At 36.3% G+C, this 16,191-nt stretch carries 8 protein-coding genes and 1 pseudogene; 6 read left to right on the forward strand and 3 right to left on the reverse strand.

Annotation, left to right across the window (positions count from 1 at the left end):
- The first annotated feature begins 850 nt into the window (after positions 1–850).
- Positions 851–7,702 carry a Cna B-type domain-containing protein gene (locus ACUN28_RS02285; RefSeq protein WP_445423328.1) on the forward strand — a complete coding sequence of 2,284 codons (6,852 nt, stop codon included), beginning with the start codon at positions 851–853 and terminating at the stop codon, positions 7,700–7,702.
- A 647-nt stretch (positions 7,703–8,349) separates the two neighbouring features.
- Here ACUN28_RS02285 and ACUN28_RS02290 read toward each other — a convergent pair.
- Together ACUN28_RS02290 and map are read right to left on the reverse strand one after the other, a co-directional pair.
- Entirely contained in the window at positions 8,350–9,747 is a 1,398-nt protein-coding gene (locus ACUN28_RS02290) for a M28 family metallopeptidase (RefSeq protein WP_016085443.1), read from the reverse strand.
- A 515-nt stretch (positions 9,748–10,262) separates the two neighbouring features.
- Positions 10,263–11,057 carry a type I methionyl aminopeptidase gene (map, locus tag ACUN28_RS02295; protein ID WP_016085444.1) on the reverse strand — a complete coding sequence of 265 codons (795 nt, stop codon included), beginning with the start codon at positions 11,055–11,057 and terminating at the stop codon, positions 10,263–10,265.
- A gap of 157 nt (positions 11,058–11,214) precedes the next feature.
- Between map and ACUN28_RS02300 the strand changes: the two genes are divergently transcribed.
- From ACUN28_RS02300 to ACUN28_RS02315, 4 genes are read left to right on the forward strand one after another with little or no spacing between them, the layout of a single operon-like run.
- A complete protein-coding gene (locus tag ACUN28_RS02300; RefSeq protein ID WP_016085445.1) occupies positions 11,215–12,117 on the forward strand; it encodes an ABC transporter ATP-binding protein in 903 nt (300 codons plus the stop codon).
- A complete protein-coding gene (locus tag ACUN28_RS02305; RefSeq protein WP_016085446.1) occupies positions 12,114–12,848 on the forward strand; it encodes an ABC transporter permease in 735 nt (244 codons plus the stop codon). Before ACUN28_RS02300 ends, ACUN28_RS02305 begins: the two co-directional genes overlap by 4 nt.
- On the forward strand, positions 12,849–13,979 hold the full coding sequence (locus ACUN28_RS02310; RefSeq protein ID WP_016085447.1) for a sensor histidine kinase: 1,131 nt from the start codon (positions 12,849–12,851) through the stop codon (positions 13,977–13,979).
- Positions 13,976–14,578, forward strand: coding sequence for a response regulator transcription factor (locus tag ACUN28_RS02315; protein ID WP_016085448.1), 603 nt, complete (start codon positions 13,976–13,978; stop codon positions 14,576–14,578). Before ACUN28_RS02310 ends, ACUN28_RS02315 begins: the two co-directional genes overlap by 4 nt.
- A gap of 29 nt (positions 14,579–14,607) precedes the next feature.
- Here ACUN28_RS02315 and ACUN28_RS02320 read toward each other — a convergent pair.
- Positions 14,608–15,154: pseudogene (locus tag ACUN28_RS02320) on the reverse strand (M4 family metallopeptidase); the annotation flags it as partial.
- 168 nt (positions 15,155–15,322) lie between these two features.
- Here ACUN28_RS02320 and plcR point away from each other — a divergent pair.
- Positions 15,323–16,180: a transcriptional regulator PlcR gene (plcR, locus tag ACUN28_RS02325; protein ID WP_016085450.1), complete on the forward strand. Its 858-nt coding sequence runs from the start codon at positions 15,323–15,325 to the stop codon at positions 16,178–16,180.
- Positions 16,181–16,191 lie beyond the last annotated feature (11 nt).

The raw sequence follows: 16,191 nt of genomic DNA on the forward strand, positions 1-16,191 counted from the left end.
TTCTGCAAAATTCACATGAAATCAGTTGAAAATCACAATCGTTTTTAGTTACCCCAAAACTTGTTTCACTTTATTCAGATTTGGAGAATATTTCTTTTATCTTCATAGACAAATAATACTTCGTCCGTAATATTTTAATCATATAGCGCTGATGTTAAAATGTTTTTTGCATCAATTTATTTCGGTATTTAACTAAATATCAAATGTTTTAATACATGGACATTGTCAGCCGTACTTATGATGACAGAAAGCTTATCTTCTAATGATATCCTGTAAAATATGAGTATTTTAACTCGTTCCACATTTATAAGCTTTTTTGCTGGTATGCTGAATGCGACTATAATCCGTAATTTTCGTTATTTTTCAGAACGATAAGTATGGAAGTTGATAGGATGCATATTTGCTGTGAAGTAGTTAGTCTATATTTGCCCGCACTAAAATCTTTTACACATAGAATAATCATTTTATAATCCCTAAGGCACAAAAAGAAGAATGGTTGTCATGAGTTTCGTCTGGAATGCATTTTAAATCATTTTTTCCTGATTTTAAATGTATTCCAGTATCTGTCGCCTATATGTATTTATTATTTAAACTTTTTTGTCAAAGTTTATCTATGTTCCTATTAAAAAATATAGGTCAAAAGTACATAATTGTAGGCGTGTCGAAAATGTTAGATACACTTATAAAAAATCAAGTTTCAAGTTGTTAAGTAGTAGTGAAGGGGGGAAGAGAAATCATAATAGCTATTAAAAATACGTAGGTGAAATAGTTGGATAATAGAATTTTCATCATAACATGTTTGTACCAGAAACTATTTATATTTTAAATTATGAGGAGGCTAACATAAAGTATGTATTTAAAGAGAATAACTTCTATTTTTTCGATTATAATGATTTTCATGTTTACTATAGGTCAGAGTCTTTTACCTATAGTAGCAAACGCACAAGAATTAAATACATTAGGACTTGTGGATAGTTTTAAGATTGATAAAACAGATCTTTCTATCGGACAACGGACTAAAGTAACTATAAACTTCAGTGAAAAAGATAGTCTTAAGCTGAAGTCTGGAGACACACTAACATTAACACTGCCTCCAGAATTAAAAGGATTAAATACAGAGTTTCTATTAGATGATTATGGTACTTGTAAAGTCACTGCAGGTACTGTGGTATGTACATTTAATGATAAAGTGGGTACACATCAAAATATTAAAGGGTATTTAAACTTTTTTGTGGAAGCTGCTAATGTAGGAACGGATGAAAAGAAAGAGATTGAAACCAATTTCGGTACAAATGTAGATAAGCAATCTGTAACAATTACCGGCCCAAGCAGTGGTGGGGGTACAGATCCTGGAAAGCCACCATTTTTTTATAAAACTGGTGATATGAACTCAGGTAAGAGCGATGAAGTACGTTGGTTCTTGAATATAAACTTGGCTAAAGAAGAGTTAAGTGGTGATATTGTTGTGACTGATAATTTACAGGAAGGTCAAACACTTAATAAGGATAGTTTCTATATAATTGTAGATGATTATATAGGTCGTCGATCTTTAACGCTACAAGAGCTTGAAAAGCAAGGTTACGGAACGATTACCTTTACTGGAGACAAATCATTTAAAGTTGTGCTTAATAAGGATAAAGCGCGTCTTGCCTCCTTTTCGATTGGTTATACATCTACTATAACGGAAGCTGGGAAGAAGCAAGAGTTTTTTAAGAATGATTATACGATTGATTACCAAGTTCTAAACAAGGAACCAGTTAATGAATCGGGTACTCATCCAGTCGAAAATATGACAGCTGGCGGTGGTGCTGAAGGTAACGTGACTCCAAAAGGAACACTAAAAATTGTGAAGCATATTGAAGGGGATGAAGAAAAAGTAATCCCAAATGTTTCGTTTAAGTTGTATAAAGAGCCTGATGAACAAGTTGGAGATGTATATAAAACAGATGAAAAAGGGATAATTGAAATCCCTAATTTACAACCAGGTAAATATTATGTGAAAGAAGTTTCAGCTCCAGACTATGTTGATTTCGATCCTCAAGCAAAAGTAATTTTTGAAGTTAAATCAGATGCTGTAAATGGAGTTAAGTTGCCAATTCCGAATAAGGTGAAAACTACATCTATTGCAGGGACGAAGACGTGGAAAGGCGATAACGAGAAAGACCGTCCAAGTTCAATCAAAGTAGAGTTACTACAAAATGAGAAAGTAGTAGACACGAAAGAAGTAACAGCGGCAGATGGTTGGAAGTACAAATTTGACAACCTACCAGCATATGATGCAAATGGAGTAGCATACAAGTATGAAGTAAAAGAACAACCGATAGATGGATACACAACAGAAGTAAATGGTTATGACATTACAAATACAAAAGTGGTACAAACAACTAAGGTAGAAGGAACAAAAACATGGAAGGACGGAAATGCGCAAAGTCGTCCAACGATGATTAAAGTAGACTTACTACAAAATGGTACAGTGATTGCGACGCAAGAAGTGAGCGAAGCAACAGGATGGAAATATGAATTTAAAGATTTGGTAATAAACGATGTAGCCGGAACAGCATATAAGTATGAAGTGAAAGAACAACCGGTAGATGGATATGAATCCAAAGTAAATGGTTATGACATCACGAATACAAAAGTAGGCAAGACATCAGTTGCAGGAACGAAGACGTGGAAAGGTGGCACAGAGGAAGAGCATAAAGCCATCAAAGTAGACTTACTACAAAACGGTACAGTGATTGCGACACAAGAAGTCAGCAAAGAAACAGGTTGGAAGTATGAATTTAAAGATTTAGTAGCGTTCGATGCAAATGGAAAAGCATACAAGTATGAAGTGAAAGAACAACCGGTAGATGGATACGAATCCAAAGTCAATGGTTATGATATCACAAATACAAAAGTAGGCGAAACAAAAGTAGAAGGAACGAAAACATGGAAAGACGATAACGCGAAAGATCGTCCGGAAATGATCAAAGTAGATCTTTTACAAAACGGTAAAGTAGTAGATACAAAAGAAGTAACAGCGGCAATAAATTGGAAGTACACGTTTGAAAAACTTCAGGCATACGATGCAAACGGAGCAGCGTACAAGTATGAAGTGAAAGAACAAGCAGTACCAGGATATGAATCCAAAGTAAGTGGTACTGATATCACAAATACAAAAGTAGGCGAAACAAAAGTAGAAGGAACGAAAACATGGAAAGACGATAACGCGAAAGATCGTCCGGAAATGATCAAAGTAGATCTTTTACAAAACGGTAAAGTAGTAGATACAAAAGAAGTAACAGCGGCAACAAATTGGAAGTACACGTTTGAAAAACTTCAGGCATACGATGCAAAGGGAGCAGCGTACAAGTATGAAGTGAAAGAACAAGCAATACCAGGATATGAATCCAAAGTAAGTGGTACTGATATCACAAATACAAAAGTAGGCAAAACAAAAGTAGAAGGAACGAAGACATGGAACGACGGAAATGCAACAGACCGTCCGACAATGATCAAAGTAGACTTACTACAAAACGGGAATGTGATTCAAACACACGACGTACTAGCAGTAATGGGTTGGAAATATATATTCTCAGATCTAGAAGCATATGATGCGGAAGGAAAGGCTTACGAGTATACAGTGAAAGAACAGCCAGTACCAGGATATGAATCCAAAGTAAGTGGTACTGATATCACAAATACAAAAGTAGGTCAAACAAAAGTAGAAGGAACGAAGACATGGAACGACGATAACGCAACAGATCGTCCAGAAATGATTCAAGTAGACCTTTTACAAAATGGTACAGTGATTGCGACGCAAGAAGTAAGCAAAGTAACAGATTGGAAATATGAATTCAAAGATTTAGTAGCGTATGATGCAAATGGAGTAGCGTACAAGTATAAAGTGAAGGAACAACCGATAGCTGGATATGAATCCAAAGTAAATGGTACTGACATCACAAATACAAAAGTAGGCGAAACAAAAGTAGAAGGAACGAAAACATGGAAAGACGATAATGCGAAAGATCGTCCGGAAATGATCAAAGTAGATCTTTTACAAAACGGTAAAGTAGTAGATACAAAAGAAGTAACAGCGGCAACAGATTGGAAGTACACGTTTGAAAAACTCCAAGCATACGATGCAAACGGAGTAGCGTACAAGTATGAAGTGAAAGAACAGCCAGTAGCCGGATATGAATCCAAAGTAAATGGTACTAACATCACAAATACAAAAGTAGGCAAAACAAAAGTAGAAGGAACGAAAACATGGAAAGACGATAACGCGAAAGATCGTCCGGAAATGATTAAAGTAGACCTTCTACAAAATGGTACAGTGATTGCGACGCAAGAAGTAAGCAAAGCAATAGGCTGGAAGTACGAATTCAAAGATTTAGCAGCATATGATGCAGAAGGTAAGGCATACAAGTATGAAGTGAAAGAACAAGCAGTACCAGGATATGAATCCAAAGTAAGTGGTACTGATATCACAAATACAAAAGTAGGTCAAACAAAAGTAGAAGGAACGAAGACATGGAAAGATGATAACGCAACAGATCGTCCGGAAATGATTAAAGTAGACCTTTTACAAAATGGTACAGTGATTGCGACGCAAGAGGTAAGCAAAGCAACAGGTTGGAAATATGAATTTAAAGATTTAGCAGCATATGATGAAAATGGAGTAGCGTACAAGTATGAAGTGAAGGAACAACCGGTAGCAGGATATGAATCCAAAGTAAGTGGTACTGATATCACAAATACAAAAGTAGGCGAAACAAAAGTAGAAGGAACGAAAACATGGAAAGATGATAGCGCGAAAGATCGTCCGGAAATGATTAAAGTAGACCTTTTACAAAACGGTAAAGTAGTAGATACAAAAGAAGTAACAGCGGCAACAGAATGGAAGTACACATTTGAAAAGCTCCAAGCATACGATGCAAACGGAGTGGCATACAAGTATGAAGTGAAAGAACAGCCAGTAGCAGGATATGAATCTAAAGTAAGTGGTACTGATATCACAAATACAAAAGTAGGTCAAACAAAAGTAGAAGGAACAAAGACATGGAAAGACGATAACGCGAAAGATCGTCCGGAAATGATTAAAGTAGACCTTTTACAAAATGGTACAGTGATTGCGACGCAAGAGGTAAACAAAGCAACAGACTGGAAATACGAATTCAAAGATTTAGCAGCGTATGATGAAAATGGAGTAGCGTATAAGTATGAAGTGAAGGAACAAGCGGTGGTTGGATATGAATCCAAAGTAAATGGTACTGACATCACAAATACAAAAGTAGGCGAAACAAAAGTAGAAGGAACGAAAACATGGAAAGACGATAACGCAACAGATCGTCCAACAATGATCAAAGTAGACCTTTTACAAAATGGTAAAGTAGTAGATACAAAAGAAGTAACAGCAGAAACAAACTGGAAGTATACGTTTGAAAAGCTCCAAGCATATGATGAAAATGGAGTAGCGTACAAGTATGAAGTGAAGGAACAACCGGTAGCAGGATATGAATCCAAAGTAAGTGGTACTGATATCACGAATACAAAAGTAGCGAAATTGACAGTGGAAGGAACAAAAACGTGGAACGATAACCAAGCAACAGATCGTCCAAGCTCGATTAAAGTAGACCTTTTACAAAATGGTAAAGTAGTAGATACAAAAGAAGTAACAGCGGCAACAAACTGGAAATATGCATTCGCGGATTTAGAAGCATATGATGAAAATGGAGTAGCGTACAAGTATGAAGTGAAGGAACAGCCGGTAACGGGATACGGATCTGACGTACACGGTTATGACATCACAAATACGAAAGTAGGCGAAACAAAAGTAGAAGGAACGAAGACATGGAACGATAATAACGCAACAGATCGTCCGACAATGATCAAAGTAGACCTTTTACAAAATGGTAAAGTAGTAGATACAAAAGAAGTAACAGCAGAAACAAACTGGAAGTACACGTTTGAAAAGCTCCAAGCTTACGATGCAAAAGGTAAGGCATATAAGTATGGAGTGAAAGAACAGCCAGTAGCTGGATATGAATCCAAAGTAAAAGGTTATGACATCACGAATACAAAAGTAGGCGAAACGAAAGTAGAAGGAACAAAAACGTGGAACGATAACAATGCAACAGATCGTCCACGTTCGATTAAAGTAGACTTACTACAAAACGGTAAAGTAGTAGATACAAAAGAAGCAACGGCGGCAACAAACTGGAAGTATACGTTTGAAAAACTCCAAGCATACGATGCAAACGGAGCAGCGTACAAGTATGAAGTGAAAGAACAGGCAGTACCAGGATATGAATCCAAAGTAAATGGTACTGACATCACAAATACAAAAGTAGGCAAAACAAAAGTAGAAGGAACGAAAACATGGAAAGACGATAACGCAAAAGATCGTCCGGAAATGATTAAAGTAGATCTTTTACAAAACGGTAAAGTAGTAGACACAAAAGAAGTAACAGCGGCAACAGAATGGAAGTACACATTTGAAAAGCTCCAAGCATACGATGCAAACGGAGTGGCATACAAGTATGAAGTGAAAGAACAGCCAGTAGCAGGATATAAATCCAAAGTAAAAGGTTATGACATCACGAATACAAAAGTAGGCGAAACAAAAGTAGAAGGAATAAAGACGTGGAAAGACGGAAATGCAACAGACCGTCCGACAATGATCAAAGTAGACTTACTACAAAACGGGAACGTGATTCAAACACAAGACGTATTCGCAGTAATGGGTTGGAAATATACATTCACAGATTTAGCAGCATATGATGCGGAAGGAAAAGCTTACGAGTATACAGTAAAAGAACAAGCAGTATCAGGATATGAATCCGAAGTAAATGGTACTGACATCACAAATACAAAAGTAGGCGAAACAAAGGTAGAAGGAACAAAAACGTGGAACGATAACAATGTAACAGATCGTCCAAGTTCAATTAAAGTAGATTTACTACAAAACGGTAAAGTAGTAGACACAAAAGAAGTAACAGCAGAAACAAACTGGAAGTACACGTTTGAAAAGCTCCAAGCATATGATGCAAACGGAGTAGCGTACAAGTATGAAGTGAAGGAACAACCGGTAGACGGATACAAATCCGAAGTGAAAGGTTATGACATCACGAATATAAAAGTAGGCGAAACAAAAGTAGAAGGAACAAAAACGTGGAACGATAACAATGCAACAGATCGTCCACGTTCGATTAAAGTAGACTTACTACAAAACGGTAAAGTAGTAGACACAAAAGAAGTAACAGCAAAAACAAACTGGAAGTACACGTTTGAAAAGCTCCAAGCATACGATGAAAATGGAGTAGCGTACAAGTATGAAGTGAAGGAACAACCAGTAGCTGGGTATGAATCCAAAGTAAAAGGTTATGACATCACAAATACAAAAATCAAGGACGAGCCAAATGTAGATCCAAAAGATCCAAGTACAAATCCGAAAGATCCAAGCACAGATCCGAAAGATCCAAGCACAGATCCAAAAGATTCAAGTACAGATCCGAAAGATCCAAGTACAGATCCGAAAAATCCAAACACAAATACAGGCAACAATAGCGATTCAAAAGTTCCACCTACTACAGAAAATGATAAGCCAACATTACTTCCTAACACAGGAGGAACATCAGCAGGAATGAGTTCAATTCTTGGAGGTATGGTATTGTTCCTTTTAGGTGGAATCCTACTCGCTCGTCAGCGAATTAAATAATAAAAAAGCTTTAGATTATTGATTACACTGTAAACTGAGTAGCTGACAAATTAAAAAATTACTATTGATATTGCTCCCTTTAGGTAAGTATTCAAAAACACTTCACAATAAGGTGAAGGGAAGAATGCAGCCTGAAGGGTTTTTTTTATAGAAAAAAGGGAACAATTTCAAGGTGGACTCAATCAGTGGCTCTAAAACGATAACAAAACCGTTTTTAAGAAGCCCATTATCATTGGACCATAAGCTTAGAGCGTGGTATCTCATGTAATTTAAGGTCAATGCTATGTTTCATTAAGTTTTTGATGAATGCATAGCCATTTTTATGGCTAATTTAGAAATAGCATATTGTAAAGCTTTGTTCTTGAGTAGCTGATGCAACGTTTATTTTAGGAATGAAGGCATTAGTTCCTAAAGTTCAAGTTAACACAACTGCAAGAGCACCTTTTTATAATTGAAAAACCTTCTCATTAGATGTAATCAATAGTATTTAAATTTTTTATTCTACATAATGCTATGTGATTGATATCTTTTATTTATATATTACGATTTTAATTATACACCATAATACCATGTAATGAATATGCTTTTATGCATATTTATTTTTTCTTAATAAACAGCCACCGATTAATCGGTGGCTTGAAATAGTATTAAGCGGCTTTCTCTCCTGTTTTTACGGTGGAATGAAGGCTATTATAGATGCCTGTACCAATAACCTCTAATGCCATTTTCATACGTTCAGGTGAAATGTTCTCAAATACGTTATCTTGAGGTGTGTGATATACCTTCTCGATATGATAGATTAATGGATTCCAGCTATCGACACCCATCCAAATAAATAGAGCGGCAGGAATACCAACTTCAGCAAATGGTACGTGATCACTAGAGCCGAATTTTCCTTGCAGTACGAGGTCATTATTTAACTGTTTACCTGCTTGCAAGGCTGCGTCTGTTACAAGGTTTGGAGAACCGTTAGGCGTCATAACATATAAATTCTTTGCCTTATCGTAATTTGTTGCAACCATGTCTGCGTTAAAGACACCTAAAATTCGATCGCGTTCTTTTTGGGATAGACTATTAACGTAATAATCGGAGCCAAGTAAGCCAGTCTCTTCAGAACCAAAAGCAATAAAACGAATTTCTTTATCAGTTTCTACATTTTGAAAAGCACGAGCTAACTCTAATACTAATCCTGTACCAGAAGCATTATCGTTTGCTCCAGGTGCTCCAACTACACTATCATAGTGCGAACTTACAACGACAGCTTTTTCATTACCTGTACTGTTTTTTGGTTTCTTTTTAGCGATGACGTTTAAGGATTTTAAATTAGATTCATGTCTCGCTTTTAGGGAAAGAATTGTTGTCCCTTTTTTAGCGATTTCTTCTTTAAATGCATTTCCTTGCGCATAAGCAAGACCAAATACAGGAATAGATTGCTTTTTCGTTAGGCGGGGATTGAAGGTTTGTCCATAATTTCCGCGTCCACCAATTAAACTGTATAAAAGAACACCTTTTGCTCCTTTGCTAACAGCATTTTCAACTTGTTTATTGTAGTCTGCTACTGTTGTTCCCCTTTCAAATAGAACAATCTTTCCATTTACTTCATTTGGAATATCCTCTAATTTTGTCCCACCTTGAACAAAGATAAGAGGAGCTGTAACAGCTTCTGTAGAAATTAGTGCGTTAGGAGCAGCGCCAGCTTGCCAATTACGCTTTGTGGATAATGGGGATTCAATAAAGCCAACGTACTGATCTGGCACTTGAAATGGTTGATAGTCTACTTCATAGCCCATTGATTTAAGTTGCATACCAACGTAGCGAGAAGCCCATTCTTCTGATTTTGTCCCACCAGGGCGAGGACCAATTGTTTCGGATAAGAAACGGATGTGTTCGATGGCGCGGCTTGCATCAACTTGTTTTGTGATAGGTGAAGTCTGTGTGATTTCTGACGTGGAATCAGCTTTGGCTTGTCCAATTGGAGCCAAGCTAACAGCGAGTGATACAGCAAGCAAAGAGCTTACTATTTTTTGTTTTAAAGATTTTTTCATTTTTTCCTCTCCTATTCTTCTATTCTCTCTGACTGACAAAAGAAGACGGATAACGACTTTATTTTACCTTTACATTTTTTATTTTTCAATATTCTGACATTGAGAAATAAAAAATACTATATGCATATTTGCATATTTTTGGTGGAGATATGTATGCTATCATTTTAAATGAAGGTTCGCTTTCTGCTTGGAAAGCTCCTACATTGCATGAATCTAGTGTACCCAAACTTTAGATTATGTAGAGAAAAGAATCCACTGTAGGGTTTCTTTTCTCGTGTTTGAATCATGTGATGATAAATATGTTTCCGCATTTCATAATTATCATCAGTGATATATGTAAGGCATCCATATGAAAATAAGAGGCTGTTCAATGGTTTTCCGTACTTTTGGGCAGCCTCACCCCGTTAAAAAGGTGGTGCCTTGATGCACCACCTTTTATTTATATAAATTTTTGCATACCTAAAAGTAATAAAAAATAGCCGTTTGGTAGGTTTCTGCTACCAAACGGCTATTTTTTATATTTCTGTTAAAATAATCGGTTCGCCGCGTGTTACGACAACTGTATGTTCACATTGTGCAACAAGGCTTTTATCAGGTGTAACGAATGTCCAACCATCATCGCCGCGCTCAATAATGTGATCAGCTTTCATAGAAATGAATGGCTCTACAGCGATAACAAGACCGTCTTTTAGAAGTGCATTATCCATTGGGTCAAAGTAGCTTAAAATGTGGTTTGGTGCTTCATGTAAGCTAAGGCCAATACCGTGACCAGTTAAGTTTTGAATCACATTGTATCCATTTTTATGTGCGAAGTTTGAAACAGCACGACCAATTTGATTTTGCTTTGAACCAGCTTTAACCTTTTTCATTGCTGCCCAAAATGCATCAACAGCTGCTTGGCAAAGCTTTTCTTTTGCTTCATCTTCTCCAAGTACAAATGAAATACCTGTATCTGCATAATAGCCATCAAGTGCAGCAGATACGTCGACGTTTACTAAGTCGCCGTCTTTTAATACACGCTCTCCTGGAATACCGTGAGCAACTTCTTCGTTTACACTGATGCAAGTTACGCCAGGGAAATCATATTCTTTTTCAGGTGCAGAAATAGCACCATGCTCATCTAATACTTTTTTACCGATCAAATCTAGCTCTTTCGTTGTCATGCCTGGCTTTGCTTGTTTTTTCATTTCTTCACGTGCAAGCGCAACGATGCGGCCGATTTTTCGTAAGCCTTCTAAGTCTTGTTCATTACGAATAATCATGAAAACCACTGTCCTTCCTCGAATATATATCTTATCCGATTGTATCATGTTTATTTTCGTCCTGCTACTCGCTTGCGGTATGCGGATTGATTCCTCTCACAAAGAATACATGACAATTGTCATATCGATGTTATGACGCATCATACTGTTTCCTAACTTTTCCAACACATACAATGTAAATATAAGAAACAGCGGGGGTGGAGAGATGGAAAAGATTATTGAAGTAAATGGTGTTTCTAAAACATTTAAACATAAAAGTGCAGTAAATAATGTTTCATTTCATGTAAATAAGGGGGAAATCGTAGCACTACTTGGACCGAATGGTGCAGGGAAAACGACGACGATGTCGATGATGCTTGGATTAAAGGATCCGACGGAAGGAACTGTTTCTATATTTGGAAAGAGTCCCAAACATAGAGATGTTCGTAATAGCCTCGGTGCGATGTTACAAGAAGTAAGTGTCATTGATAGCATTACAGTGGAAGAGGCAATTGAGTTATTCCGTAGTTATTATACGAATCCGGTAGCGAAAGAAACGTTGCTACAGTTATCAAATTTAGAATCGGAGCGAAAGCAAAGGTGTGAGAAATTATCAGGTGGGCAAAAAAGAAGGTTAAACTTTGCACTCGCACTTGCGGGAAATCCAGATTTGCTATTTTTAGATGAGCCGACAGTTGGAATGGATATTACGTCTCGAAGAACGTTTTGGGAAACAATTCGAAAGTTAGCAAGTGAAGGGAAAACAATTATTTTAACGACACACTATTTAGAAGAAGCGGATGCGTTGGCGGATCGTATTTTATTGTTTGCAAACGGAAAGATTATCGCAGATGGTACACCAGATGCGATGAAGGCGACGATTTCGCGAAAAACTATTACGTTTTATTCGAAGGAAAGTATTCCTGCAAAATTACTAAAAGAATTACCAAACGTAACAGAAGTACAGTCAAACGAAGGGCACTTCATTTTAACAACTGAAGATACAGATGCAACTTTAAAAGCAATTTATCAAAAGAACTTACCTGTAACAGATGTTTCGGTCGAACGTGGAAGCCTTGATGAAGCATTTGAACAGTTTGTCGCAAATCAGAAGGGGGAAATCGCATGAGAGCGTTTTTGATGCAATGTAAGATGGAGATATTCCGTACGTTTCGCAATAAATTATTTATCTTTTTCTCATTACTAATGCCAGTTATGTTTTACTACATTTTCACAAATGTTGTTCAAGTGCCACAGAACGGGAATGAATGGAAAGCTCACTATTTAATTTCTATGACTTCATTCAGTATTATTGGAACAGCACTTTTTAGCTTTGGTGTTCGTCTTTCTGAGGAAAGACAAAAAGGGTGGGCACAACTGTTGAGAATTACACCTTTGCCAGAAGGGGCATATATTTCTGCGAAAATTGTTTCACAAACAGTAGTAAATGTGTTTTCAATTGTAGTTATTTTTATAGCAGGTATTTTAATTAATGATGTTCAGTTAACGTTTGGTCAATGGATAGGCGCTGGTTTATGGCTATTACTAGGTGTAACACCATTTTTAGCGCTTGGATCGATAGTCGGTTCTATTAAAAAGGTTGATGCAGCAGCGGGTTTAGCAAATATTTTAAATATGTGTTTAGCAATTCTTGGTGGTCTATGGATGCCGATCGAAGTATTCCCGAAAATATTAAGATCTATCGGTGAATGGACGCCAACATACCACTTCGGAAGCGGTGCGTGGGACATTGTAGCTGGAAAAACAGTTGGTTGGGAAAATATCGCGGTATTAGGAGGTTATTTCCTTATATTTGTTGTAATATCAATATATATAAGAAAAAGACAGGAAGCGGTATAAATGATAGAGAAGAAGAGGATTGAGATTTTTCCGAAACATATGGGTTTCTTCCCGTATATGTGGTTCGTTTATCTGTTGTTTCCAATTTACCATTTAGTGCAGTCGTCAGGGTGGAAGCTTGTAATTGGAAGCGGTATGTTGATAGTTTTTATCATCACATACCGTCAGCTTTATTTTGTAAAGAGGACGTTTGTTTTTTGGGCATGTGTTCAAATGGTACTCATCTTTTTATTTGCTTTATTTTACAATCCTTTCATGATATTCTTTGGCTTTTTCACGGCAAGTGCGATGGGATTTACGCCAAATAAGAAAGTGTTTCGAGTGCTATTATGTTTGTTGGTTATTATGCTTGGGGCATTTTTATTTATAAATATGAATCAACTAACGACTACAAGTTTAGTAAATATCGTTCCGATGTTTATTTTAATGCTCCTTACGCCATTTGGAATGCGTAATTTTAATCAGAAAAAGATGTTAAGAAATCAATTAAACGAAGCGAATGAGCAAATTAAAGACTTAGTAAAACGTGAAGAACGTCAGCGGATTGCAAGGGATCTTCATGATACGTTAGGGCACACGTTATCACTCATTACTTTAAAAAGTCAGCTTGTGGAGAAGTTAATTGTAAAAAATCCGGAGCGTGCAAGTGTGGAAGCGAAGGAAATTACACAAACATCTCGTACCGCTTTAAAGCAGTTAAGGGAATTAATTTCTGATATGCGCATGATTACAGTAGAAGAAGAGCTTGAGCAAATAAAAGCAATCTTACAAGCTGCTACTATTGAATTAGAAATAAAACAAGAAACCAGTGCAAGTTCGTTATCACCGATTGAACAAAATATTTTAGGAATGTGTTTACGTGAGGCTGTGACGAATGTTGTAAAGCATAGTAAGGCGACGCATTGTACAGTTTCTGTACTAGAATCACAAGGTGAATTAATTTTGACAGTAGAAGATAATGGAGTTGGCTTAACGGATCAAAACCATGATGGAAATGGCATTCGTGGTATGAAAGAGCGTATCGCTCTTATTGATGGATTTGTTGAACTGGGTACGATTAATCCAGGGACACTATTAACAGTAAAAGTTCCAGTTGTTATTCGAACAGGAAAAGATGAGGTGAGGGCATGATTCGAATTATTATTGCAGAAGATCAGCGGATGCTTCGTGGTGCATTAGGGGCCCTGCTTGATCTAGAAGATGATATTGAAGTAATTGGGCAAGCTGCGAACGGGGAAGAGGCGCTAAAACTAATTGAATCGTTAAAACCGGATGTAAGCATTATGGATATCGAAATGCCGATTCAAAGCGGATTAGATGTTGCGGAAACGTTAAAGAAAGAACAATCAGCATGTAAAGTAATGATTTTAACAACATTTGCACGCCCTGGATATTTTGAACGAGCAATGAAAGCTGGCGTGCACGGATATTTATTAAAAGATAGCCCAAGTGAAGATTTAGCTGCAGCGATTCGTAATGTGATGAAAGGAAAACGAGAGATCTCTCAAGATTTAATGTTCGGCTTATGGCAGGAGCAAAATCCATTATCGGATCGCGAAAAAGAAGTATTGTTACTTGCGAAAGAAGGAAAGACGGCAAATGAAATTGCGAAGGCACTTTATCTTTCACCTGGTACAGTACGTAATTATATTTCCGAAGTATTAACGAAGCTTGATGCGAAAAATAGAATTGAGGCAATTACAATTGCGGAAGAAAAGGGATGGATATGAAAAGAAGTTTACCTACGAGTGGTAAACTTCTTTTTTTTATAAATAAGTATTTCAATAGAGAGTTTTGTCGCAGTCGCATCGCTCAGAATTTGAAGTATATCGCGTAATTTAGATTTTACTTCATTTTTCGACAAAAAATTTGTTATAGTAAGATTAGGTTGTTGGTCTAAATTTTGGACAACTTTACCACTAACAGTTGTAATTACTCCATTTTTATCTACTTTTACAATAAGATCTTGGCCATATACTTTATAATTTTTGTAAGTTTGTGCAAGGCGGACTTCGGTTTGATTTTCTTTTGTTTCTTTATTTGTAGGTTGGGAATCTACATTCATTTCAGTTGTCACTCACTCTTGTTGAGCTTTAGCCTCATTTATCTCACCCTTTAAATACTTTTTCGCCATATATTTTTGTATCATTTTGAGGTTGTGTTAATTTTTAAATCGTTAAACTAGGCTGAGCAATTTCAACTTTTACTTCATTTCTATTTAGTTCTTGGGTGTGAATAGCTTCTGCTGATAAAGGATAAAGAAGACCGAATGTAACGAAAGCACGGGCAAATTTTCTATAATTTATCTATAAAACGTCTAATCTATTATTGTATGTGAGATGAATTTTATGAAAAATTTGCCGAATTTTATATATATTATGCATTATTTCATATCAAAAATTGTCGAATTCACATTATTGTAGTGGTATGACAACTCAAAAAATTAGATTGTTATAATGGGATGGTGAGTAAGTATGCACGCAGAAAAACTAGGAAGTGAAATTAAAAAAATTAGGGTAATGAGGGGATTAACACAAAAACAGTTATCCGAGAACATATGTCATCAATCGGAAGTGAGCCGAATTGAATCGGGCGCGGTATACCCAAGTATGGATATATTGCAAGGTATTGCAGCGAAGTTACAAGTTCCCATTATTCATTTTTATGAGGTACTCATTTATTCTGATATTGAGAGGAATAAGCAATTAAAAGATCGAATTATTATGCTTTGTAAGCAAAAGAAATATAAAGAAATTTATAGTAAAGTATGGGATGAGCTGAAAAAGGAAGAATATCATCCCGAGCTGCAGCAATTTCTTCAATGGCAATATTATGTATCTGCTTACATATTGAAAAAAATCGATTATGAATATTGTATTTTAGAATTAAAGAAATTGCTCAATCAACAATTGGCAGGAATAGATGTATATCAGAACCTTTATATTGAAAACGCAATTGCAAACATTTACGCTGAAAATGGCTATTTTAAGAAGAGTATTGAGTTATTTGAAAATATATTAAAACAATTAGAGGCATTACATGATAATAAAGAGTTTGATGTGAAGGTGAGACATAACCATGCAAAAGCATTATACTTAGACAATCAATACGAAGAAGCGCTTTGTCACGCAAATAAAGCCATTGAACTATCGTGTCGAATTAATAGTATGACATTGATTGGACAGTTATATTATCGAAAAGGTGAATGCCTAGAAAAGCTCGAGTGTGATAGAGCAGAAATTGAAGATGCTTACGAAAAAGCGTGCTTCTTTTTCGATATATTAGGAAACCATACGTTAAAGGAATCAATTATAAAAAAAATGAATAAATAAAAAAACAAATA

Source organism: Bacillus sp. WC2507 (genome assembly GCF_052656125.1).

Bases quoted from the DNA above. Each gene is read 5' to 3' on its own strand.
- ACUN28_RS02285 (WP_445423328.1), top strand. From the start codon at position 851: ATGTATTTAAAGAGAATAACTTCTATTTTTTCGATTATAATGATTTTC.
- ACUN28_RS02290 (WP_016085443.1), bottom strand. From the start codon at position 9,747: ATGAAAAAATCTTTAAAACAAAAAATAGTAAGCTCTTTGCTTGCTGTA.
- map (WP_016085444.1), bottom strand. From the start codon at position 11,057: ATGATACAATCGGATAAGATATATATTCGAGGAAGGACAGTGGTTTTC.
- ACUN28_RS02300 (WP_016085445.1), top strand. From the start codon at position 11,215: ATGGAAAAGATTATTGAAGTAAATGGTGTTTCTAAAACATTTAAACAT.
- ACUN28_RS02305 (WP_016085446.1), top strand. From the start codon at position 12,114: ATGAGAGCGTTTTTGATGCAATGTAAGATGGAGATATTCCGTACGTTT.
- ACUN28_RS02310 (WP_016085447.1), top strand. From the start codon at position 12,849: ATGATAGAGAAGAAGAGGATTGAGATTTTTCCGAAACATATGGGTTTC.
- ACUN28_RS02315 (WP_016085448.1), top strand. From the start codon at position 13,976: ATGATTCGAATTATTATTGCAGAAGATCAGCGGATGCTTCGTGGTGCA.
- plcR (WP_016085450.1), top strand. From the start codon at position 15,323: ATGCACGCAGAAAAACTAGGAAGTGAAATTAAAAAAATTAGGGTAATG.